Below are 19,135 nucleotides of genomic sequence, written 5' to 3'. Positions count from 1 at the left end.
CCACCGTGGCGTGGGCGGCCGCCGCCCGCAAGGGGGCGGCGGCGTGTTCGGCGGCCGGGGCGTCCGGAGGCAGGCGTGTTCGGCGGTGGGTGTGGCCGGCGGTAGGCGTGTTCGGCAGCCGGCGCGCTCAGCGGTCGGCGCGCTCAGCGCCCAGCGGTCGGCGCGCCCAGCGGTCGGCGCGCCCAGCGGTCGGCGCGCTCAGCGCCCGACGTCGCAGCGCGAGGCGAAGACGACGGCGCCCGGACTCATCAGGGACACCGTCACCACGGACGTCTCGCTCCTCGCGACGGAGACCACCGTGCAGACCAGCTGGCGCATCGCGAGTTCGGGGAGGTCCGCGGCCGGGAACGGGACCCGGACCTCCACGGAGTCGCGGGAGGTGAACGCGACGCTGACGGCCCCGGCGTCCTTGCCGTCCAGGACCGGCAGCCGGGTGCCGAGACCCGCGGCCCGCTCCTGCGGGCCCGGCCCGTACAGCAGCCGCAGCACGGTACCGAGCGCGGAGGCCGGCGGGGAGTCGACCTGCGGCGACGGGACGAGCTTGTCGTCCGGCGTGACGAAGTAGACGACGCCGGCGCGCTCGGGCGAGTTGATGACCACGTTGGCGGCCGCTCCGCTCTCGATCACCCCGGTGGGCTTGATGCCGCACCCGGCCAGCACGAGCAGCGGTCCGAGCAGGGCGGCCGCGGCGCGCGCCGCGTGCGGGATCCCGGTCATGCCCCGGCCTCCAAGGGCAGGTCGAGGGTGAACACGGCGCCCCGGTCGGGGCCGTTGTCGGCGCGCAGGGTGCCGCCGTGCAGACGGGCGTTCTCCAGGGAGATGGCGAGGCCGAGGCCGCTGCCCGCGGAGCGGGTGCGGGCGGAGTCGGCCTTGAAGAACCGGTCGAAGATCCGCGGCAGCACCTCGGGGGCGATGCCGGGTCCGCTGTCGGCCACCTCGACCAGCAGCCGCGTGCCACCCGGCCGCGGCCGGGTGGTGACGGTGACCGAGACCGGCGCGCCGCCGTGCTTCAGGGCGTTGCCGACGAGGTTGGCGAGGACCACGTCGAAGCGGCGCGGGTCCAGACGCGCACGGACCCCGGCCGGCAGCGCGGTGGTGACCCGCGCGTCGTCCCAGTGGCGGCGTTCCAGGGTCTTGGTGACGGCGACCGCGATGTCCACGTCGTCGAGGTTCAGTTCGGCGGCGCGGGCGTCGAAGCGGGAGATCTCCATCAGGTCCTCGACCAGGACGGCCAGCTTGCCGGTCTCCGCGCTGACCAGCCGCAGCGCCTTCGCGGTGTCGGCGTCCAGGTGTTCGGCGCCCTCGTCGAGGACCTCGGTGACGGCGAGCATCCCGGCGAGCGGGGTGCGCAGCTCGTGCGAGACGTCGGAGGCGAAGCGGCGCGCCCTGACCTCGGCCTCCCGCAGTTCGCTCACCGACTCCTCCAGGGCGCGGGCGGTCTCGTTGAAGGTGCGGGCCAGGCCGGCGAGCTCGTCGGAGCCCCTGACCTCGATCCGGGTGTCGAGGCGGCCCCGGCCGAGGCGCTCGGCGGCCCGGCGCATGTCGCGCACCGGGCGCAGCACGCCGCGCGCGGCGAGCAGCGCGGGGACGACGGCGATGGCGAGGCCGGGGATCGCGCCCTGCTTCGCGGCGTCGACCATGGCGTCGACGGTCTCCCGCTCGGTGGTCAGCGGCATCACCGCGTAGAAGACCAGGCCGGTGGGCTCGCGCAGCCCCTTGTGGGTGAAGACGGCCGGCATGGCGATGGTGAGGTACGGCGCCCCGTTCTCCTCGATCCGCTGGAACGCGGCGTGCGGGGTGGCGCCGACCTGCCGGCGGAGCTGTGCGGTGACCACGTCGGAGGTGACCGACGTGGTGTTGGAGACGGCGTACAGGTCCCCGTACTCGGCGAAGATCCCCCACGGGTGCGGTTTGCCGCGCTTGGCGAGGTCGGTGACGACGGCCTGGAGGGTGTCCTGGTCCATGGGGACCCGGAAGGCCCGGGAGTCGATCTGGTCGCGCAGGGTGCTGACGGCCGTGTCCTGGCTCTGCGTGAGGATCGCGTTGCGCGCCTTCTGGTAGGTGAGGGCGGCCGTGCCGACCGCGCTGATCGCGGCGACCAGCAGGAAGGCCGCGATCAGCCGGGTCCGCAGGCCCAGCGGGGCTGTGCGTCGCACGCGGGCCGCCTAGAGCGGGCCGAAGCGGTAGCCGAAGCCCCGCACGGTCTGTATGTAGCGGGGCGCGGCGTCGGGGTCCTCCACCTTGTGGCGCAGGCGGCGGACGCAGGCGTCCACGAGCCGGGCGTCGGCGTGGTAGCTGTGGTCCCACACGTACTCCAGGAGCTGCTGCCGGGAGAAGACCTGCTCGGGCGAGGCCGACAGGTGCAGCAGGAGCTTGAGCTCGCTGGGGGCCAGGGGGACCCGCTCGCCGTTCTTGGCGACGGTGAGGCCGGCGCGGTCGACGGCCAGTTCGCCGTGCTGCTCGACCTCGGGCCGCACTCCGACCGGGTCGCTGAGGCGGCGGAGCACGGCCCGTACGCGGGCCTCGATGACCTCGGTGCGGGCGGGTTTGACGATGTAGTCGTCGGCGCCGGCCTCCAGGCCGATGACGATGTCGAAGTCGTCTCCGCGCGCGGTCAGCATGATGATCGGGACCTCGCTGGTCTCGCGGATCCGGCGGCAGACCTGGACGCCGTTCATCCCGGGCAGCATCAGGTCGAGCAGGACGAGCTCGGGGTGGAAGGCCCCCATCAGGGCGAGCCCCTCCTCGCCGGTCTCGGCGGCGCTCACCTCGTGGCCGCGGCGGCGCAGGCCGAGGCCCACGCCCTCCCGTACGGAGGGGTCGTCCTCGATCAGCAGTACGCGTGGCATCCGCTCAGTATCCCAAGGTGGTTCATGGCCTTCCTCCCGCTAACGGCCGGTCTTGCGCCGCAGGGAGTCCAGCAGGTCGGTGATCTCCGTCAGGCGCAGCGGCCGGGCGAGTAGGACGACGACGAGCGCCAGCACGGCGGTTCCCGCCCCCACCGCGGCGAAGTCGCCGAACCGGTCGGCGGCGCGGGCGGCCGCGTGCGCGGCGGCGGCCGCCGGGAGGCAGGCGGCCAGGAGCCGCAGGTGGGTCCGTACGGCGCTCGCGCGGCGCGCGGTACGGGTGCCGGTGCGCGGACCGAGGCGGCGGGCGAGGGTGCGCGCGGTGACGGCGGCCCCCGCCGCGAAGGCCACGGAGGAGGCGGCGGCCATGCCGGTGACCGCCCAGCGCGGGGGCAGCAGGAAGTACGCGGACGCCGACAGCGCGGCGTTCAGTCCGGCGACGACCAGGTTCAGGAAGAACGGGGTCCGGGTGTCGGAGAGGGCGTAGAACCCGCGGGACAGGACGTACTGCGCGGAGAAGGCGACCAGGCCGGGCGCGAAGGCGACGAGGATCCCCGCCATGACCTCGATGTCGGCGCCGCCGGTGCGGCCGTACTCGAAGACGCTGCCCATCACCCAGGGGGCGAGGGCCGCGAAGAGGGCGGCGGCGGGCACGACGAGGGCGGCGCTGGAACGCAGGGCGTACGACACGTCCCTGCGGACGGCGGCGAGGTCGCCGTCCGCGGCGGCGGTGCTCATCCGGGGCATCAGCGCGGTGACGAGGGAGACGGTGATGATGCCCTGGGGGACGATCCACAGCTGGTAGGCGTTGCTGTAGGCGGTGTAGCCTGCGCCCCCGGCCAGCCCGGCCTCCACGGCCCGCGCCCCGGTGGTGGTGGACAGGCGGGTGACGACCCAGTAGGCGATCTGGTTGGTGAGGACGAGCATGACCAGCCAGCCGGCGTTGCGCAGCGGCCGGCCGAGGCCGCTGCCGCGCCAGTCGAAGCGGGGACGCCAGCGGAAGCGGGCGGCGCGCAGCGACGGGACCAGGGCGAGGGCCTGGATCACGATGCCGGCGGTGGTGCCGAGGCCGAGCAGCCGGGTCTCGTCGGCGGTGAGTCCGTTCGCCGAGCCGTGGGAGACGTACAGGAAGAGCCCGAAGACGCCGATGATGACGAGGTTGTTGAGGACCGGGGTCCACATCATCGCGCCGAACCGGCCGCGGGCGTTCAGCACCTGGCCGAGCAGTGTGAAGAGCCCGTAGAAGAGGATCTGCGGCAGGCAGTACCGGGCGAGGGCCACCGTCGTGCTCGCCTGGGCGCCGTCGTAGCCGGTGTACGCGGCGACGATCTGCGGGGCGGCGAGGACGGCGGCCGCGGTGAGCAGGACGAGGGCCGCGGTGCAGGCGGTCAGCAGCCGGTCGGTGTAGGCGGCGCCGCCGTCGCGGTGCTCCTTGGCGGCGCGGACCAGTTCGGGGACGAAGACGGCGTTCAGGGCGCCGCCGACGAGGAGCATGTAGATGATGTTCGGCACCGTGTTGGCGACCGCGTATCCGTCGCCGAGCAGGCCGGTGCCGAGGGCCGCGACGACGACGGCGGAGCGGACGAACCCGGTGGCGCGGGAGACGATCGACCCGGCCGCCATGAGCGCACCGCTGCGCAGCACGGAGGCCTTGGCGGGAGCGGGGGCGGCCCCCGCCCCGGCCGCATCGGGCGCGGGCAGGACGGGCACGGCCGCGGGCACCGGCACCGACTCGGCCACGGACGCGGACGCCGCTGCGGCGGCGGGTTCGGGCTGGGCCGCGGGGGCGGCCGTGGAGCCGTTCCTCACCGGCGGGCCAGGTACGCCTGGAAGGCTTTGTGGAGCGCCGCGTTGGCGTATCCGTCCATCGGGGTCTCCCACTCTCCGAGCGTCTCGACTACCTTTCCGCCGGTGCCGAGCTTCCAGCGCAGCAGCCCGAAAGAACGTTCGTCGGGGTCAAGGGTGGAGGGTACCCCGCGCATGTCGTACTCGTCGGCGCCGAGGTCCTGGGCGTCGCACATCATCCGCCACTGGAGGGCGTTGCTGGGGCGGACCTCGCGGCGGTGGTCGGCGGAGGCGCCGGTCTGGTACCAGACCCGGCCGCCGGTCACGATCATCGTGTGGGCGGCGAGGACCTCGCCCTGGTGGACGCCGAGGTAGAGCCGCATGCGGCCGGGCTCCTCGGCGTTGAGGGCAGCGTACTGCTGCTCGTAGTAGGAGAGGGAGCGGCCGAGGCGGAAGCCGTCGCGCTCCTCGGTGATCCGCAGCAGCCGGTAGAACTCGGGCAGGTCGGCCGCGGTGCCGAGGACGGTCTGCACGCCCGCCTTCCGCGCCTTGCGCACGTTGCGCCGCCACTCCTGGTTCAGGCCCGCCCACAGGTCGTCCCGGGTGCGGCCCGCGAGCGGCACCCGGAAGACGTGGCGGGGCTGGGCGTCGCCGTCGTCCTCGCCGCCGCAGCGCTTCCAGCCGCGGGTGCGCAGCCGGTCGGCGAGCGCCGCGCCGACCGGGTCGACCTCGGTGGCGAGCAGGTCGGACAGCTGCCGGCCGGGCCCGGTACCGGACTTGACGGCGGCCGCGTCCCAGCTGCGGTAGGCGGGGGTGGGGCCGATGCGGACGGCGAAGGCGCCGGCCGCCCTGAGGTGGCGCAGGAGCGGGGCGAGCCAGCGGTCCACGCGCGGGTCCGACCAGTCGGCGACGGGACCCTCGGGAAGGTAGGCGAAGTATTTCCGGGTGCCGGGGAATTGACGGTAGAGGACCAGTGCGGCCCCCTCGACCTCACCGTTCGGGTAGTGCCATCCGACCCTTTCCGATCGCCAAAGGTCCTTCACCCGCGCCCAGGAGGGGTACTGGAGGAAACTGGCCTGCCGGTTCCGGGAGAGGAAGCCCTGGTATTCGGCGACGGACAGCGTGCACACCTCGGGTTCTCCGTCCCGGACCGCCGCTCCCTCCGGGCGCCGCCCCCGTCGCTGGTGCTGCTGGGCTGTGTTCACGAGCAGTGCGCACACGGCAGTCGTCCTTCCTGTACGTCCGGGCGTGGATGCACAGGACTCTCACAGCCGGTCGTGACCGGAGCGCGCGGCGATTGTGACCGGATGATGACCGTTCTGCTGCGGTGCACGTCACAACCGAAAAGCGGGGATTTTCCGGGGAATGCGCAACCTAGAGTCCTCGTGTTCGCTCTTTCTTTGCGAACGATGATTACTTCGGAGGGGAATTCGTTGAGCCGCACCAGCCGCACCGCCCTGTCCCGCCGCCGGGTCCGCAACGCCGCCGCCGCGGGCACCGCGCTCCTGGCCGCCACCCTGACCGCGTGCGGGGGCGGGGGCGACGCGGGCGCCGGGGGCGGCAAGGCGGAGCTGAAGCCCAAGCCGGACATGGCCGTCTCGGTGAACCTCACGGGCGATCAGGTCAAGGCCGGCGAGCCGGTCACGGTGACGCTCGCCGAGGGCAAGCTGGCCCTGGTGAAGGTCACCGACGGCAAGAACGGGGAGCTGCCCGGGAAGATATCCGACGACGGCCGCACCTGGACCTCCGAGCGCAACGCCTCGCCCGGCACGGACTACAAGGTGGAGGCGCAGAACACGGACAGCCAGAGCGCGTCCACCCAGTTCAAGACCTCCCCCGCCGACAAGGTGAACAAGGTCTCGATCAACATCCCCAAGGGCAGCACGGTCGGCGTCGCGATGCCGGTCTCGCTCGTCTTCGACAACCCGGTCGCGAACAAGGCCGAGGTGGAGAAGCAGCTGAAGGTCACCGCGTCGGACGACGCCGAGGGGTCCTGGGGCTGGTTCAAGGACTACTCGGGCAAGGACCGGGTGGACTGGCGGCCGAAGGAGTACTGGAAGTCCGGCACCGGCGTGAAGGTCGACATGAACCTGAACGGCGTGGACTCCGGCAAGGGCGGCGGGCTCTTCGCCCGTGACTACACCACCGAGTTCACGATAGGCAAGGACCGCCGGATGGAGGTCAGCCTCGACTCCCGGAAGATGAAGGTGACCGAGGAGGGCCAGGTGGTCGAGACGATCCCGGTGTCGGCCGGCACTCCGGGCGGGCAGAAGGCCTCCTGGTCCGGGAAGATGGTGCTGATGTCGAAGGAGGGCACCATCCGGATGGACTCCCAGACGGTGGGCCTGGGCGACTCCTACGACAAGATGGTCGACTACTCGATGCGGCTGACCTGGTCCGGCATGTACGCGCACGCCGCCCCGTGGAACGCCGGCAACTTCGGCCGGGCCAACACCAGTTCCGGGTGCGTGGGCATGAGCGACTCCGACGCCAAGGGCTTCTACGCGAGGGTCCAGGTCGGCGACCCCTTCGAGGTGGTCGGCAGCGGCTCCAAGGGCAACGCGGAGATCGGCAACGGCTACGGCGAGTGGAACCTGTCGTGGGACGACTGGAAGGCCAAGAGCGCACTGTCCGGCGGCGCCCGGAACGGCTGACCCCTCCGGCGGTCCCGTCACTGACTCTCGTTCAATTGTTACAACCACGTAACTTACCGACGGGTTACCTCCGGTAATCCCTCCCCGTTACCGTCGGGTCACTTTCACCACCCGGCGTACGCGAGGAGCGATTGATGGAACGCACCACCACCGCCGCGGCGGTGGCAGCCCTGCTGGCGGCAGCCGCCCTGGGCCTGGCCCCCCACCAGGCCCAGGCAGCCCCCGCACCTGTCACCGCCGTCACCTCGAACGTCTCGGACGCCTCGTCGGAACTGCGGTTCCACGACATCCCCGGCTCCGGCGGCATCACCCTGAAGGGCAACGTCTTCACCCCGGCCGGCGCCGAGCAGGGCCGGAAGTACCCGCTGATCGTGCTGCCCACCAGCTGGGGCCTGCCCCAGATCGAATACATCGCCCAGGCCAAGAAGCTCGCCGACTCCGGCTACGTCGTGGTCAGTTACACCTCGCGCGGCTTCTGGCTCTCCGGCGGCGAGATCGAGGTGGCCGGCCCGCCGGACGTCGCCGACGTGTCCGCCGTCATCGACTGGGCCCTCGCCCGCACCCCCGCCGACGCGGACCGCATCGGCCTCGGCGGGGTCTCGTACGGCGCGGGCATCAGCCTGCTGGCCTCCGCGCACGACCCCCGGATCAAGGCCGTCGTCGCGATGAGCGGCTGGGCCGACCTCGTGGCCTCCATCTACTCCGGCCGCACACAGCACCTCCAGGCCGCCGGGCTGCTCGGCGTCGCCGGCAACCTCACCGGCCGTCCCGGTCCCGAACTCCAGTCGATCCTGAGCGACTTCCTCGGCTCCCGGCTCGACCGCGAGCAGCAGATGATCGACTGGGGCAAGAAGCGCTCGGCGGCCTTCGAGGTCGACCGGATCAACGCCAACGCCCCCGCGATCATGATGGGGAACGCCTGGGGCGACACCATCTTCCCGCCCAACCAGTACGCCGACTTCTTCGAGAAGCTGACCGGCCCCAAGCGCCTGGAGTTCCGCCCCGGCGACCACGCCACCGCCGAACTCACCGGTCTGCTCGGCCTGCCCAACGACACCTGGACCAGCGCCCACCGCTGGTTCGACCGCTACCTGAAGGGCGAGCGCAACGGCGTCGACACCGAGGCCCCGGTCCAGCTCAAGTCCCGCAGCACCGGCGGCTACGAGGGCTACCCCGACTGGAAGTCGGTCGGCACGGCGGGCACCGAGCGCATCGCGCTCTCCGACAGCGAGCACGTCTTCGCGAACGTCGACTCCGGGGCCAACGGCGGCGTCGTCCTGCTCTCCAACCTCCTCGACCAGTTCCTCAAGACCCCGCCGGTCGCCTCGATCCCCCTGCTCCCCCGCTCCTTCGCCGCCGTGTGGGAGTCCCCGCGCTACGACCGGGACCGCCGCATCCGCGGCGACGTCCGCCTCCACACCACCGTCACGCCCACCAAGGGCGACGGCACCTTCGTCGCGTACCTCTACGACGTCGGCCCGCTCGGCCTCGGCAAGCTCGTCAGCAACGCGCCGTACACCTTCCACGGCAAGACCCCGGGACAGGCCTTCGGCGTGGACCTGGAGCTCTACTCGACCGCCTACGACGTGCCCGCCGGACACCGGCTCGCGCTCGTCGTCGACACCGTCGACCCCCTGTACATCGAGCACAACCCCACCGGCGCGCAGCTGACCTTCTCCTCGCCGCGCACCGATCCGTCGTACGTCTCGGTGCCGCTGCGCGAGCAGTGATCCACGGCTGCTGCCGGGCGGGGTGTGGCTCTTGGGGGTTACACCGTTCCCGGCAGCATCGCCGCGGGATCGGCCGGGGCCTCGCCGGCCCCCTGGGTCTGCGGGTTGCGGCGCTGGCGGCGCGCCACCCAGGTGGCGAACCAGGACAGCAGCATGCACATGCCGATGTAGATCGGCGAGATGATCATCACGACGGGGATGAAGGGCAGGTCGTAGTCGAGGTTGGACGCGATCAGCTTGCCCGCGTGGAGGAACTCCTCATAGGTGATCAGGTAGCCGAGGGAGGTGTCCTTCAGCGCCACGACCAGCTGGCTGATGATCGTCGGCAGCATGGCCCGCACCGCCTGGGGGGCGAGGACGTAGGACATCACCTGGGTCTTGCGCATGCCCAGCGCGTACGCCGCCTCGCGCTGCCCCCGCTCCACCGCGTTGACGCCCGTGCGGAACACCTCGGCGAGCACCGAGCCGTTGTAGAGCGTCAGTCCCGCCACCAGGGCGGGCAGCGGCTGGACCTTCAGCGCGACGAAGATGAAGAAGATCATCACCAGCACCGGCATGGCCCGGAAGAACTCCACGCACAGGGTCGCCAGCCAGCGCACCGGCCGGTGGACCGAGAGCCGCCCGGTGGCGAGCACCGCACCCAGCAGCAGCGAGAGCACCGAGGCGTAGGCGAACGCCTTGAGCGTGTTCCCCAGGCCCCTGAGCAGCAGCTCCTGGATGCCCTCGTACGTGAAGGGGCTCCACTTGGCGGCGGTGAACTGCTCGGTGTCGAAGAGCAGGTAGAGGAGCCATCCGACGAGGAGCAGGATCAGCACCGTGGAGCCGATCCCGTAGTAGAGGTGGCGGCGCCGGGTCCGGGGGCCCGGGATGTCGTAGAGGGCGGTGGACTCCAGGTCGCCGTGGAGCGCGTGCGCGGTCATCGGGCCACTCCGTAGCGCTTCTCCAGCACGTGGAAGAGCGCGCTGATGGACAGGGTGATGATCAGGTACCCCACGGCGATCCAGACGAAGGTCCAGATGATGCTGTAGCCCAGCTCGTTGAGGGTCTTGTACGTGCCCAGCAGCTCGGTGACGCTGAAGGCGCCGGCGATCGCGGAGTTCTTGGCGAGCGCGATCAGGGTGGAGCCGATGGGCGGGATGACGGAACGGAAGGCCTGCGGGAGCACCACCGTGCTCAGGGTCTGGCCGAAGGACATGCCGAGGCTGCGGGCGGCCTCGCCCTGGCCCTTGGGCACGGTGTTGATGCCGGAGCGCAGCACCTCGCAGATGAAGGCGGAGGTGTAGCAGCCCAGGGCGAGGACGGCGAACACCTGGAAGGGCAGGACCAGGCCGAAGCGCGGCAGCCCGAGCAGGACCGCGAAGAACAGCAGGGTGAGCGGGGTGTTGCGCAGGATGGTGACCCAGACCGTGCCGAAGACCCGGAAGGAGCCGACGGGCGCGACCCTGAAGGAGGCCATCAGGAAGCCGAGGACCAGGGCGAGCAGGGAGGCGTAGACGGTCAGCTCGACCGTGCCGAGGAACCCCTTTCCGTAGAGCGCGAAGTTGTCGGTGAGTACGTTCATGGCGGTGGCCCTCTCGCTCAGCTCGCCGGGTAGCGGTCGATGGCGGGAGGCTGCGGAGCGGGCTCGCCGGACAGGCCGAGCGTGGCCTCGTAGGCCTTCTTCCAGTTGCCGTTCTTCTCCTGCGCCTCCAGCGCGTCGTCCAGGGCGAAGCGCAGGGCGTTGTCGCTGCGCGGGACGCCGATGCCGTAGGGCTCCCGGGAGAAGGGCTTGCCGACCACCTTGAGCTCGTCGGGGACCTTGGCCGCGTAGCCGAGGAGGATGGAGTCGTCGGTGGAGACGGCGTCGACCTGGTAGGTCAGCAGGTTGTCCACGCAGACGGAGTAGGTGTCGTAGGCGACGAGGACCGCCTCGGGGTACTCCTTCTGGAGCCGCTGGTAGGGGGTGGAGCCGGCGGCCGAGCAGACCTTCTTGCCCGCGAGGTCCTCGGGGCCGTCGATGTCCTTCTCGTCCTTGCGGACCAGCAGGGACTGGCCGGCCATGTAGTAGGGGCCGGCGAAGCCGACCTGCTTCTTGCGGTTGTCGTTGATCGTGTAGGTGCCGACGTAGTAGTCGATCTGGCCGTTCTGCAGGGCCGTCTCGCGGTTGGCGGAGGCGATCGTCTTGAACTCGATCGTCTTGGGGTCGAAGCCGAGGGAGGCCGACATCATCTTGGCGATCTCGATGTCGAAGCCGGAGTACAGACCGCTCGCGGGGTCCTTCTCCCCCATGTACGGCTGGTCCTCCTTGGCGCCGACGACGAGGTGGCCGCGCTTCCTGGCCCGCTCCCAGGTGCGGGAGTCGGGGAGCCGGAAGCCGGTGTCGACGGTGTAGACGGGCAGGTCCTCGGGCTGCGGCCCCTTGACCGGGGGGCTGCCGGACTTGCCGCAGCCGGCCGCGGCGGCGAGGACGAGCAGGGCGACGAGGAGGGCACGGGTACGGATCATCGCGCGCCCCTCAGTGCTTCAGGATCTTGGAGAGGAAGTCCTTGGCCCGGTCGCTCTCGGGGGCGGTGAAGAACTCCTCCGGGGTCCGGTCCTCGACGATCCTGCCGTCGGCCATGAACACGACGCGGTTGGCGGCGGAGCGGGCGAAGCCCATCTCGTGGGTGACCACGACCATGGTCATGCCCTCGCTCGCCAGCTGTTGCATGACCTCCAGCACCTCGTTGATCATCTCCGGGTCGAGCGCGGAGGTGGGTTCGTCGAAGAGCAGGGCCTTGGGGCTCATGGCGAGGGCGCGGGCGATGGCGACGCGCTGCTGCTGGCCGCCGGACAGCTGGGCGGGGTACTTGGGGGCCTGGTCGGCGAGGCCGACCCGCTCCAGGAGCTCCCGGGAGCGCTTGTCCGCCTCGTCCCGCTTGCGGCCGCGCACCTTCATCTGCGCGAGGGAGACGTTGGCGAGGACGGTCTTGTGCGCGAAGAGGTTGAAGGACTGGAAGACCATCCCGACCTCGGCGCGCAGCTGCGCCAGTTCCTTGCCCTCGGCCGGCAGCGGCCTGCCGTCGAGCGTGATCGTTCCCGACTCGATCGTCTCCAGCCGGTTGATCGCCCGGCACAGGGTCGATTTGCCGGATCCGGAAGGGCCGATGACCACCACCACCTCCCCGCGGCCGACGGTGAGGTTGATGTCTTGGAGTACGTGCAACTCTCCGAAGTGCTTGTTCACGTCCCGCAGCTCGATCAACGGATCGACGGCCATGCGCTGCCCTGCCCACTTGTCGGTGTCGAGGTCAGCGCAAACTATCCAGCCCGGGAAGGGCACTTCCCCTCGACACGCCTAAAGGGGGCATAAAGCTACATCTACGTGTGATCAGCCCTCGGAAGCCTCGGCATGGGCCTGGCTCAGTTCGGGGGAACCGGTCATCGCCCAGGACACCCCGGACTCGATCACGTTCAGCTCCCGGCCCGACGCCAGCCGGATCACCGGCTGGCCGTTCGGCCACACCTGCCAGGCCGCCCCGGGGACCGAGCGGACGATCACCGTGCCGAGGTAGAAGCCCGCGTCGTTGCCGAGCCACGGCACCGCCTCGGGGTCCCGCCGCCAGCGCGGCATCAGCTGGTCGAGGGCCTCCAACGAGGCCGTGCTGCCGTCGAGTTCGAGTCCGGCCGCCCTCGCCTGGACCCGCAGCATCTCGCATTCCGAGAACAACTCGGCGATGCCGTCGGGATCGTCCGCGAGGGCGGCGGCGAGCCCCGCACCCCGTTCCGTTTCATGTCGGTTCAGCCAGTTGTCCAGGAAAGGGATGTTCATACCACCCAGACTCGCACCAGGATCCGCCCCTGGCCACAGGGCGCGCCTGGGCCGTTCCGTTCGGGCCTACCGCTCCGGGTCCAGGTCCACGACGACCGGCGCGTGGTCGGACGCCCCCTTGCCCTTGCGCTCCTCGCGGTCGACGTAGGCGTCGGTGACGGCCTTGGTGAAGGCCTCGTTCCCGTACACCAGGTCGATGCGCATGCCCCTGTTCTTCGGGAAGGCGAGCATCCGGTAGTCCCAGAAGGTGTACGGGCGGTCGTACTTGAGCGCGCGCGGGAACACGTCGGAGAGCCCGGCGTCGCGCAGCGCCTGAAGGGCGGCGCGCTCGGCGGGGGTGACGTGCGTGGCGCCCTCGAAGACGGCCGGGTCGTAGACGTCCTCGTCGGTCGGGGCCACGTTGAAGTCGCCGAGCACCGCGAAGGGGCGGGCGCCGGCCGCGTCGTCCGCGACGGCCGCGGCCAGGGAGCGGAACCAGCCGAGCTTGTAGCCGTAGTGGTCGTGCTCGACCTCGCGGCCGTTGGGCACGTACACCGACCAGACGCGGACCCCGCCGCAGGTGGCGGAGATCGCGCGGGGCTCCTGGACGCCCTCGTAGTCGGGCCCGCCGGGCAGCCCGAGGACCACGTCCTCCAGGCCGACCCGGGAGAGCAGGGCCACGCCGTTCCACCGGCCGGTGGCGTTGACGGCCGACTCGTAGCCCAGCTCGCGCAGCTCGGCGTGCGGGAACTGCTCCGCGGAGCACTTGGTCTCCTGGATGCACAGGACGTCGGTGCCCGAGCTCTCCAGCCAGGCGAGCAGGCGCGGCAGCCGGGCGGTGATGGAGTTGACGTTGAACGTGGCGATACGCATGCCCGCCAACCTATCGCCTGGCACCGACAGTCACAGTTCGGTGGTGTCTCCGGCGGTGAGTCGGCCGTGGTCGGCGCCGCCCAGGGCTGCCAGGGCGCCGTCGTAGATCGGCCGGGCGATGTCGGAGAGGTACGCGTCGTGGATGTCGACGGCCCGGCGGGGCTTGACCTCGCGGACGTAGTCGATCACCTCGGCGATCTTGTTCCACGGGGCGTGCACCGGCAGCATCAGGGTGTCCACGGGCGTCCCGGGCACGGTCAGGGCGTCGCCGGGGTGGAAGAGCGAACCGTCCACGAGGAAGCCGACGTTCGTGATCCGCGGAATGTCCGGGTGGATCACGGCGTGCAGCTCGCCGTGCACCTGGACGTCGAATCCGGCCGCGGTGAAGGCGTCCCCGTGGCCCACCGTGTGCACCCGGCCCGGGTAGGCCGGTGCCAGCCTCTCGGCGACGCTGCGCAGGGTCCACAGCCGCGCCGCCGGGTTCGTGTCGAGGACGGCCCGCAGCCGGCCCTCCTCGAAGTGGTCGGGGTGCTCGTGCGTGACCAGCAGGGCGTCGGCGCCCCGGCCCGCGTCCGGTTCGCTGAAGGCGCCGGGGTCGATGACGAGCCTGCGCCCGTCCTTCTCCAGCTCGACGCAGGAGTGCAGCCGCTTGGTGAGCTTCATGGGGCAAGGCTAGACGGCTCGGCCCGCGGCGTGCGGCGTGCGGCGTGCGGCGTGCGGGGTCAGGGGGTGGTGGCGGAGACCACGTACACCTTGGCGATGCGCGGGTCGGTGGCGTCGACGGTGATGTCCCGGGTGGGGCGCGGGTCGTCCTGTTCGAGGGTGGTGCCGAGCCACTCCGCGTGGGTCTTCCAGTTCCATCCCGCGACCTCGGTGTCGTGGGGCGAGATGGCGACGCCGGGGGTCAGTTCCGCGCGGCTGGTGCCGACGGAGGCCAGGAAGGCGTCCAGGTCGGCCGGGGTGACCGCGAACTGGGTGTACAGCCGGCTGGTGCGCCAGTTGTTCGTCTCCAGGAAGCCGACCCGCCAGGCCTTGTCCGGGATCGGCACCTCGTAGAGGCTGCGCTGCACCTTGGAGGGCCAGCCGGGGCGGACCTTCGTCGCGCCGACCTTGGCGGCCTTGTCGCGGCCGCTCTGGCGGCTCTGCTGGGCCGAGACGGCGAGGTAGCCGGCGGGGACGCCGACCAGCAGCAGGATGATGATCGCGGTGACCCAGCGGCGCCGTACGACGTGCCGGCGGTCCTCCGCGGGCGGCGGTACGGAGTCCCCGTCGGGTGCGGAGGCCTGGTGGGGCAGGGTGGGCGGCGGTGTCACTGCGGGTCCTGGTCCTCGGGGCCGGCGGCGTCGCGCCGGCCGAGCTGTGCGTAGCGCTCGTACCGCTCGACGCGGCGGCGCGTGGCGCGGCGGAAGCGCCGGGCGACGAGCCGGGAGAGGTCGGCGGCGCCGACCATGCCGGCCTCGGGGCCGAGCTGGGCCTTGGCGATGCGGGCCTCGGGCCGGTAGCCGCGCCCGGTCAGGTGGCGGCGGAAGGCGTCCCGGGCCGGGCCGATCAGCAGGTCGTCGGCGGCGCTGACGCCGCCGCCGATGACGAAGCAGGAGGGGTCGAGGGCGGCGGCGAGGTTGGCGATGCCGACGCCGAGCCACTGGCCGATGTCCTGGAGCAGTTCGACGCACATGGCATCGCCCTCGCGGGCCAGCTCGGTGATGAGCGGTCCGGTGATCTCCGCGACGTTGCCGCCGACCCGGGCGATGATGTTGTGGGCCACCGGCGAGTCGGCGGCGGCGAGCTCGCGGGCCTCGCGGACCAGGGCGTTGCCGGAGCTGTACTGCTCCCAGCAGCCCCGGTTGCCGCAGGGGCAGCGGTGTCCGCCGGGGACGACCTGCATGTGGCCGAACTCCCCCGCGACCCCGTACCGGCCGCGCTTGACCTGGCCGCCTTCGAGGATGGCCCCGCCGATGCCGGTGCCGAGGGTGATCATGACGAGGTGGTCCTCGCCGCGGCCGGCGCCGAAGCGCCATTCGGCCCAGGCGGCGGTGTTGGCATCGTTGTCCACCATGACCGGGACCGCGAGCCGGGACTGCAGCGCGTCGCGCAGCGGCTCGTCGCGCCAGGCCAGGTGGGGTGCGAACAGGACGCGGGAGCGGTCGGCGTCGACCCAGCCGGCCGCCCCGATGCCCACGGCGTGCACGTCGTGCCGGTCGGAGAGGTCCAGGACCAGTTCGACGATGGTGTCCTCGACGACCTTGGCGCTCTTGGACTTGTCGGGGGTCTCCGCGCGGATCTTCTCCAGGATGATGCCGTCGGCGTCGACGACGCCGGCCATCACCTTGGTGCCGCCGATGTCGATGCCGACGGTCGGTACGCGCGGGGCGGTCAGGTGCGACCGGCGCTCACGGGTCCCGATGGTCCGCAGGACGGTGCCCCGCGCCGAGCCCCGGTGGGCGAGCGTGAAGTCCCGGTACGTGCTCATCGAGTCGTGCCGTCCCTCATGGTGCGGTGGTGCCGGACGGGGTGTCCGGGCCTGGTGGAGTGCCGGGTGGCGTGCTGTCCGAGCCTGATTCTGCCACCCGCTCCAGCTCGTGGCTCAGTTCGTCGAGCTCGGAACCGCCCGCCATCTGCCGGGTCAGCTCGTCCAGGGTGATCGAGTCGCGGGTGTGGCTGCCCGCCATGGTGCCGCGCTTGAGGAGGACGAAACGGTCCCCGACCAGGTACGCGTGGTGCGGGTTGTGGGTGATCAGGACCACGCCGAGGCCCGCGTCGCGGGCGGCGGCGACGTATTTGAGGACGACGCCGGACTGCTTGACGCCGAGCGCGGCGGTGGGCTCGTCCAGGACGAGGACCTTGGCGCCGAAGTACACGGCGCGGGCGATGGCCACGCACTGCCGCTCGCCGCCGGACAGGGTGCCGATGGGCTGGTCCACGTCGCGCAGGTCGATGCCCATGCGCAGCAGCTCGGTGCGGGTGGTGCGGCGCATGAGGTCCACGTCGAGGCGGCGCAGCGGGCCGCGGCCCCGGGTCGGCTCGGAGCCGAGGAAGAAGTTGCGCCAGACGGGCATGAGCGGGACGACGGCCAGGTCCTGGTAGACGGTGGCGATGCCGTGGTCGAGGGCCGCGCGCGGGTTGGCCAGGACGGTCTCCTCGCCCTCGATCTCGAAGGAGCCGGCGTCGTGCCGGTGCAGTCCCGCGATGATCTTGATGAGGGTGGACTTGCCGGCGCCGTTGTCGCCCAGGACGCAGGTGATCTCGCCGGCGGAGACCTCCAGGGAGACGCCCTGGAGGGCGCGGATGTTGCCGTAGTACTTGCTGACGTCGGTCAGCTTCACCAGCGCGGGTGCGGGGCCGGTCGCCTCGGTCATGGTCACTTCGCCTCCGCCCGCTTGCGGACCCATGCGTTGAGCAGCGTCGCGAGCAGCAGCATCGCGCCGAGGAAGAACTTGAACCAGTCCGGGTTCCACTGGGCGTAGACGATGCCGTTGCTGGTCATGCCGAAGATGAAGGCGCCGACGGCCGAGCCGATGGCGGAGCCGTAGCCGCCGGTCATCAGGCAGCCGCCGATCACCGCCGCGATGATGTAGAGGAACTCGTTGCCGACGCCTTCGCCCGACTGGACCACGTCGAACGAGAAGAGGATGTGCTGGCCGGAGATCCAGGCGCAGAGGCCGACCCCCATGTAGAGGCCGATGCGGGTCTTGACCACCGGCACGCCGGTCGCGCGGGCCGCGTCGGCCCCGCCGCCCACGGCGAAGATCCAGTTCCCGGCGCGGGTCCGCAGCAGGATCCAGGTGGCCACCGCGACCAGGGCGAACCACCACAGGATGGTGACCTTGAGGGTGACCGAGCCGATGGTCCACTGCGAGGCGAAGAGCGCGCGGGCGGAGGCGAAGCCCTCCATGTCGGCGATGGACTTCGTGGAGACCGAGCCGCTGATCAGCTTGGTGAAGCCGAGGTTCAGCCCGGTCAGCATCAGGAAGGTGCCGAGCGTGATGATGAAGCTCGGCAGCTTGGTGCGGGTCAGCATGAAGCCGTTGAAGAAGCCGATGGCGAGGGTGACGGCGAGGGACACCAGGACGCCGACCCAGACGTTGGCCGTCATCTGGTAGCTGAACATCGAGCTGAACAGCGCCGAGGTGGTGACCATGACACCGGCGGACAGGTCGAACTCCCCGCCGATCATCAGCATCGCCACCGGGACGGCCATGATCCCGATCGTGGAGGCCGAGTACAGGACCGTGCTCAGGCTGGAGGCCCGCAGGAAGCTGTCGGCGGCGAAGGAGAAGAACACGAAGACCGCGGCTGCGCCGACCACCGCGCCCAGCTCCGGGCGGCCGAGCAGCCTGCGCAGCAGGGAGCTCGGCGCGAGCCGTTCGTCCGCGGGGGGTGCGGCGGCGCTCATCGGCTGCCCCGCTTGATGTACTCCTCCAGCGCGGACGCCTCGGCGCCGGTGACGATCTGCGGTCCGGTGAGGACCGGGCGGCCGCCGCCGAGCACGTTCGCGTTGTAGCGGTAGAGCCAGAGCAGGTCGATCGCCTCGTAGCCCTGGAGGTAGGGCTGCTGGTCGACGGCGAAGCCGAGCGCCCCGGACTTCAGGTCGCGGGCGACGGAGGCGTTGAGGTCGAAGGTGTCCACCTCGGCCTCGCTGCCCGCCGCCTCCTTCGCCTTGACGGCGGTGGGCGCGAAGGGGGCGCCGAGGGTGACGATCGCGTCGACGGACGGGTCGGCCTGGAGCTTGGCCTGGAGGGCCGCCTGGACGGAGGGCATGTTGGTGCCCTCGACGTACAGGTTCTCCATCGTGCCGCCGAAGGTCTTCTTCGCTCCGGCGCAGCGCTGCTCGTGGCCCACGTTGCCCTGCTCGTGCAGGACGCAGACGGCCTTCTTGCGGCCGCGCTTGGTCAGCTCGGCGCCGACCGCCTCGCCGGCGATCTCCTCGTCCTGGCCGATGTGGGTGAGCGCCCCGTACGCGGCGGACTGGGCGGAGCCGGAGTTCACGGTGATCACCGGGATGCCGGCCTTGACGGCCTTGGCGATGACGTCCTTGAGGGCCTCGGGCTTCGCGAGGCTGACGACGATGCCGTCCACCTTCTGGTCGATCGCGTTCTGCACGAATTGCGCCTGCTGCTGGGCCTGGTCGTCGTGGGCGTAGACGAAGTTGATGTTGTCCTTCGCCGCGGCTTCCTTGGCACCCTTCTGGACGATGTCCCAGAAGGTGTCGCCGTCGCCGGCGTGGGTCACCATCGCGAAGGTCCAGCGCGGGGTGGAGACGGCGGGACGGCCCGCCTCGGCGGCCCTGGCCCGCTCCTCGGCGCGCTTGCCGCCCGTACTGCTGCATCCCGCGAGGGAGGCTCCCAGCACCGCCGCGAGCACGGCGCCCACGACGCGCACCCCTGTCCGAACCCTAGCCACGTCGCCGTGCCCTTCCCTCGTCCGGGTCGTCCGTCATCATTCGGTCATTCCGGTTCCAGCCGCCCAGTATCCGCCACA

19 protein-coding genes are annotated in these 19,135 nt (G+C 71.4%); 2 read left to right on the top strand and 17 right to left on the bottom strand.

What is annotated here, in order from left to right:
• Positions 1-198: 198 nt before the first annotated feature.
• The 5 genes from ACZ6S8_RS04850 to ACZ6S8_RS04830 form a co-directional block, all read right to left on the bottom strand.
• Complete coding sequence (locus tag ACZ6S8_RS04850) at positions 199-717, bottom strand: hypothetical protein (protein WP_469452497.1); 519 nt, start codon at positions 715-717, stop codon at positions 199-201.
• Positions 714-2,156, bottom strand: coding sequence for an ATP-binding protein (locus ACZ6S8_RS04845; protein ID WP_469452495.1), 1,443 nt, complete (start codon positions 2,154-2,156; stop codon positions 714-716). Before ACZ6S8_RS04845 ends, ACZ6S8_RS04850 begins: the two co-directional genes overlap by 4 nt.
• A 9-nt stretch (positions 2,157-2,165) precedes the next feature.
• Positions 2,166-2,849, bottom strand: a complete 684-nt coding sequence (locus tag ACZ6S8_RS04840) for a response regulator (protein ID WP_469452494.1) — start codon at positions 2,847-2,849, stop codon at positions 2,166-2,168.
• A 39-nt stretch (positions 2,850-2,888) separates the two neighbouring features.
• On the bottom strand, positions 2,889-4,547 hold the full coding sequence (murJ, locus tag ACZ6S8_RS04835; RefSeq protein WP_469452786.1) for a murein biosynthesis integral membrane protein MurJ: 1,659 nt from the start codon (positions 4,545-4,547) through the stop codon (positions 2,889-2,891).
• Between the two features lie 104 nt (positions 4,548-4,651).
• Positions 4,652-5,761, bottom strand: coding sequence for a lipid II:glycine glycyltransferase FemX (locus ACZ6S8_RS04830; RefSeq protein ID WP_469452785.1), 1,110 nt, complete (start codon positions 5,759-5,761; stop codon positions 4,652-4,654).
• A gap of 279 nt (positions 5,762-6,040) precedes the next feature.
• Here ACZ6S8_RS04830 and ACZ6S8_RS04825 point away from each other — a divergent pair, with 279 nt between their 5' ends.
• Both ACZ6S8_RS04825 and ACZ6S8_RS04820 read left to right on the top strand, forming a co-directional pair.
• A complete protein-coding gene (locus ACZ6S8_RS04825) occupies positions 6,041-7,285 on the top strand; it encodes a L,D-transpeptidase (protein WP_469452493.1) in 1,245 nt (414 codons plus the stop codon).
• 134 nt (positions 7,286-7,419) lie between these two features.
• The gene (locus tag ACZ6S8_RS04820) at positions 7,420-9,015 is read left to right on the top strand and encodes a CocE/NonD family hydrolase (protein WP_469452492.1); all 1,596 of its coding nucleotides are present in this window, start codon (positions 7,420-7,422) and stop codon (positions 9,013-9,015) included.
• A 38-nt stretch (positions 9,016-9,053) separates the two neighbouring features.
• On the opposite strand, the gene ACZ6S8_RS04815 is transcribed toward ACZ6S8_RS04820, so the two are convergent.
• From ACZ6S8_RS04815 to ACZ6S8_RS04760, 12 genes are all read right to left on the bottom strand, one after another.
• On the bottom strand, positions 9,054-9,935 hold the full coding sequence (locus ACZ6S8_RS04815; RefSeq protein WP_469452490.1) for an amino acid ABC transporter permease: 882 nt from the start codon (positions 9,933-9,935) through the stop codon (positions 9,054-9,056).
• Positions 9,932-10,576 (bottom strand): amino acid ABC transporter permease, encoded by a 645-nt coding sequence (locus ACZ6S8_RS04810; RefSeq protein ID WP_469452489.1) that lies wholly within the window; start codon positions 10,574-10,576, stop codon positions 9,932-9,934. Before ACZ6S8_RS04810 ends, ACZ6S8_RS04815 begins: the two co-directional genes overlap by 4 nt.
• Before the next feature lie 17 nt (positions 10,577-10,593).
• Positions 10,594-11,499: a glutamate ABC transporter substrate-binding protein gene (locus ACZ6S8_RS04805; protein ID WP_469452488.1), complete on the bottom strand. Its 906-nt coding sequence runs from the start codon at positions 11,497-11,499 to the stop codon at positions 10,594-10,596.
• Positions 11,500-11,509: 10 nt separating this feature from the next.
• The gene (locus ACZ6S8_RS04800; protein ID WP_469452486.1) at positions 11,510-12,253 is read right to left on the bottom strand and encodes an amino acid ABC transporter ATP-binding protein; all 744 of its coding nucleotides are present in this window, start codon (positions 12,251-12,253) and stop codon (positions 11,510-11,512) included.
• A 111-nt stretch (positions 12,254-12,364) separates the two neighbouring features.
• Positions 12,365-12,805, bottom strand: a complete 441-nt coding sequence (locus ACZ6S8_RS04795; protein WP_469452485.1) for a DUF6278 family protein — start codon at positions 12,803-12,805, stop codon at positions 12,365-12,367.
• 66 nt (positions 12,806-12,871) lie between these two features.
• Positions 12,872-13,657, bottom strand: a complete 786-nt coding sequence (locus tag ACZ6S8_RS04790; protein WP_469452484.1) for an exodeoxyribonuclease III — start codon at positions 13,655-13,657, stop codon at positions 12,872-12,874.
• 30 nt (positions 13,658-13,687) lie between these two features.
• Complete coding sequence (locus ACZ6S8_RS04785) at positions 13,688-14,320, bottom strand: MBL fold metallo-hydrolase (RefSeq protein ID WP_469452483.1); 633 nt, start codon at positions 14,318-14,320, stop codon at positions 13,688-13,690.
• A gap of 59 nt (positions 14,321-14,379) precedes the next feature.
• Positions 14,380-14,970 carry a hypothetical protein gene (locus ACZ6S8_RS04780; RefSeq protein ID WP_469452481.1) on the bottom strand — a complete coding sequence of 197 codons (591 nt, stop codon included), beginning with the start codon at positions 14,968-14,970 and terminating at the stop codon, positions 14,380-14,382.
• Positions 14,967-16,127: an ROK family glucokinase gene (locus tag ACZ6S8_RS04775; RefSeq protein ID WP_469452480.1), complete on the bottom strand. Its 1,161-nt coding sequence runs from the start codon at positions 16,125-16,127 to the stop codon at positions 14,967-14,969. Before ACZ6S8_RS04775 ends, ACZ6S8_RS04780 begins: the two co-directional genes overlap by 4 nt.
• Before the next feature lie 16 nt (positions 16,128-16,143).
• A complete protein-coding gene (locus tag ACZ6S8_RS04770) occupies positions 16,144-17,046 on the bottom strand; it encodes an ATP-binding cassette domain-containing protein (RefSeq protein ID WP_469452478.1) in 903 nt (300 codons plus the stop codon).
• Complete coding sequence (locus tag ACZ6S8_RS04765) at positions 17,016-18,050, bottom strand: ABC transporter permease (protein ID WP_469452476.1); 1,035 nt, start codon at positions 18,048-18,050, stop codon at positions 17,016-17,018. The genes ACZ6S8_RS04770 and ACZ6S8_RS04765 overlap by 31 nt, the downstream gene beginning before the upstream one ends.
• Positions 18,047-19,057, bottom strand: a complete 1,011-nt coding sequence (locus tag ACZ6S8_RS04760; RefSeq protein WP_469452475.1) for a sugar ABC transporter substrate-binding protein — start codon at positions 19,055-19,057, stop codon at positions 18,047-18,049. The genes ACZ6S8_RS04765 and ACZ6S8_RS04760 overlap by 4 nt, the downstream gene beginning before the upstream one ends.
• Between the last annotated feature and the right edge of the window lie 78 nt (positions 19,058-19,135).

It is taken from the genome of Streptomyces sp. NPDC048461 (genome assembly GCF_055587105.1).
This window is presented reverse-complemented; position numbering and strand designations above follow the sequence as displayed.

Bases quoted from the DNA above. Each gene is read 5' to 3' on its own strand.
- ACZ6S8_RS04765 (WP_469452476.1), bottom strand. From the start codon at position 18,050: ATGAGCGCCGCCGCACCCCCCGCGGACGAACGGCTCGCGCCGAGCTCC.
- ACZ6S8_RS04775 (WP_469452480.1), bottom strand. From the start codon at position 16,127: ATGAGCACGTACCGGGACTTCACGCTCGCCCACCGGGGCTCGGCGCGG.
- ACZ6S8_RS04850 (WP_469452497.1), bottom strand. From the start codon at position 717: ATGACCGGGATCCCGCACGCGGCGCGCGCCGCGGCCGCCCTGCTCGGA.
- ACZ6S8_RS04770 (WP_469452478.1), bottom strand. From the start codon at position 17,046: ATGGGTCCGCAAGCGGGCGGAGGCGAAGTGACCATGACCGAGGCGACC.
- ACZ6S8_RS04785 (WP_469452483.1), bottom strand. From the start codon at position 14,320: ATGAAGCTCACCAAGCGGCTGCACTCCTGCGTCGAGCTGGAGAAGGAC.
- ACZ6S8_RS04805 (WP_469452488.1), bottom strand. From the start codon at position 11,499: ATGATCCGTACCCGTGCCCTCCTCGTCGCCCTGCTCGTCCTCGCCGCC.
- ACZ6S8_RS04815 (WP_469452490.1), bottom strand. From the start codon at position 9,935: ATGACCGCGCACGCGCTCCACGGCGACCTGGAGTCCACCGCCCTCTAC.
- ACZ6S8_RS04840 (WP_469452494.1), bottom strand. From the start codon at position 2,849: ATGCCACGCGTACTGCTGATCGAGGACGACCCCTCCGTACGGGAGGGC.
- ACZ6S8_RS04800 (WP_469452486.1), bottom strand. From the start codon at position 12,253: ATGGCCGTCGATCCGTTGATCGAGCTGCGGGACGTGAACAAGCACTTC.
- ACZ6S8_RS04795 (WP_469452485.1), bottom strand. From the start codon at position 12,805: ATGAACATCCCTTTCCTGGACAACTGGCTGAACCGACATGAAACGGAA.
- ACZ6S8_RS04820 (WP_469452492.1), top strand. From the start codon at position 7,420: ATGGAACGCACCACCACCGCCGCGGCGGTGGCAGCCCTGCTGGCGGCA.
- ACZ6S8_RS04810 (WP_469452489.1), bottom strand. From the start codon at position 10,576: ATGAACGTACTCACCGACAACTTCGCGCTCTACGGAAAGGGGTTCCTC.
- ACZ6S8_RS04825 (WP_469452493.1), top strand. From the start codon at position 6,041: ATGATTACTTCGGAGGGGAATTCGTTGAGCCGCACCAGCCGCACCGCC.
- ACZ6S8_RS04790 (WP_469452484.1), bottom strand. From the start codon at position 13,657: ATGCGTATCGCCACGTTCAACGTCAACTCCATCACCGCCCGGCTGCCG.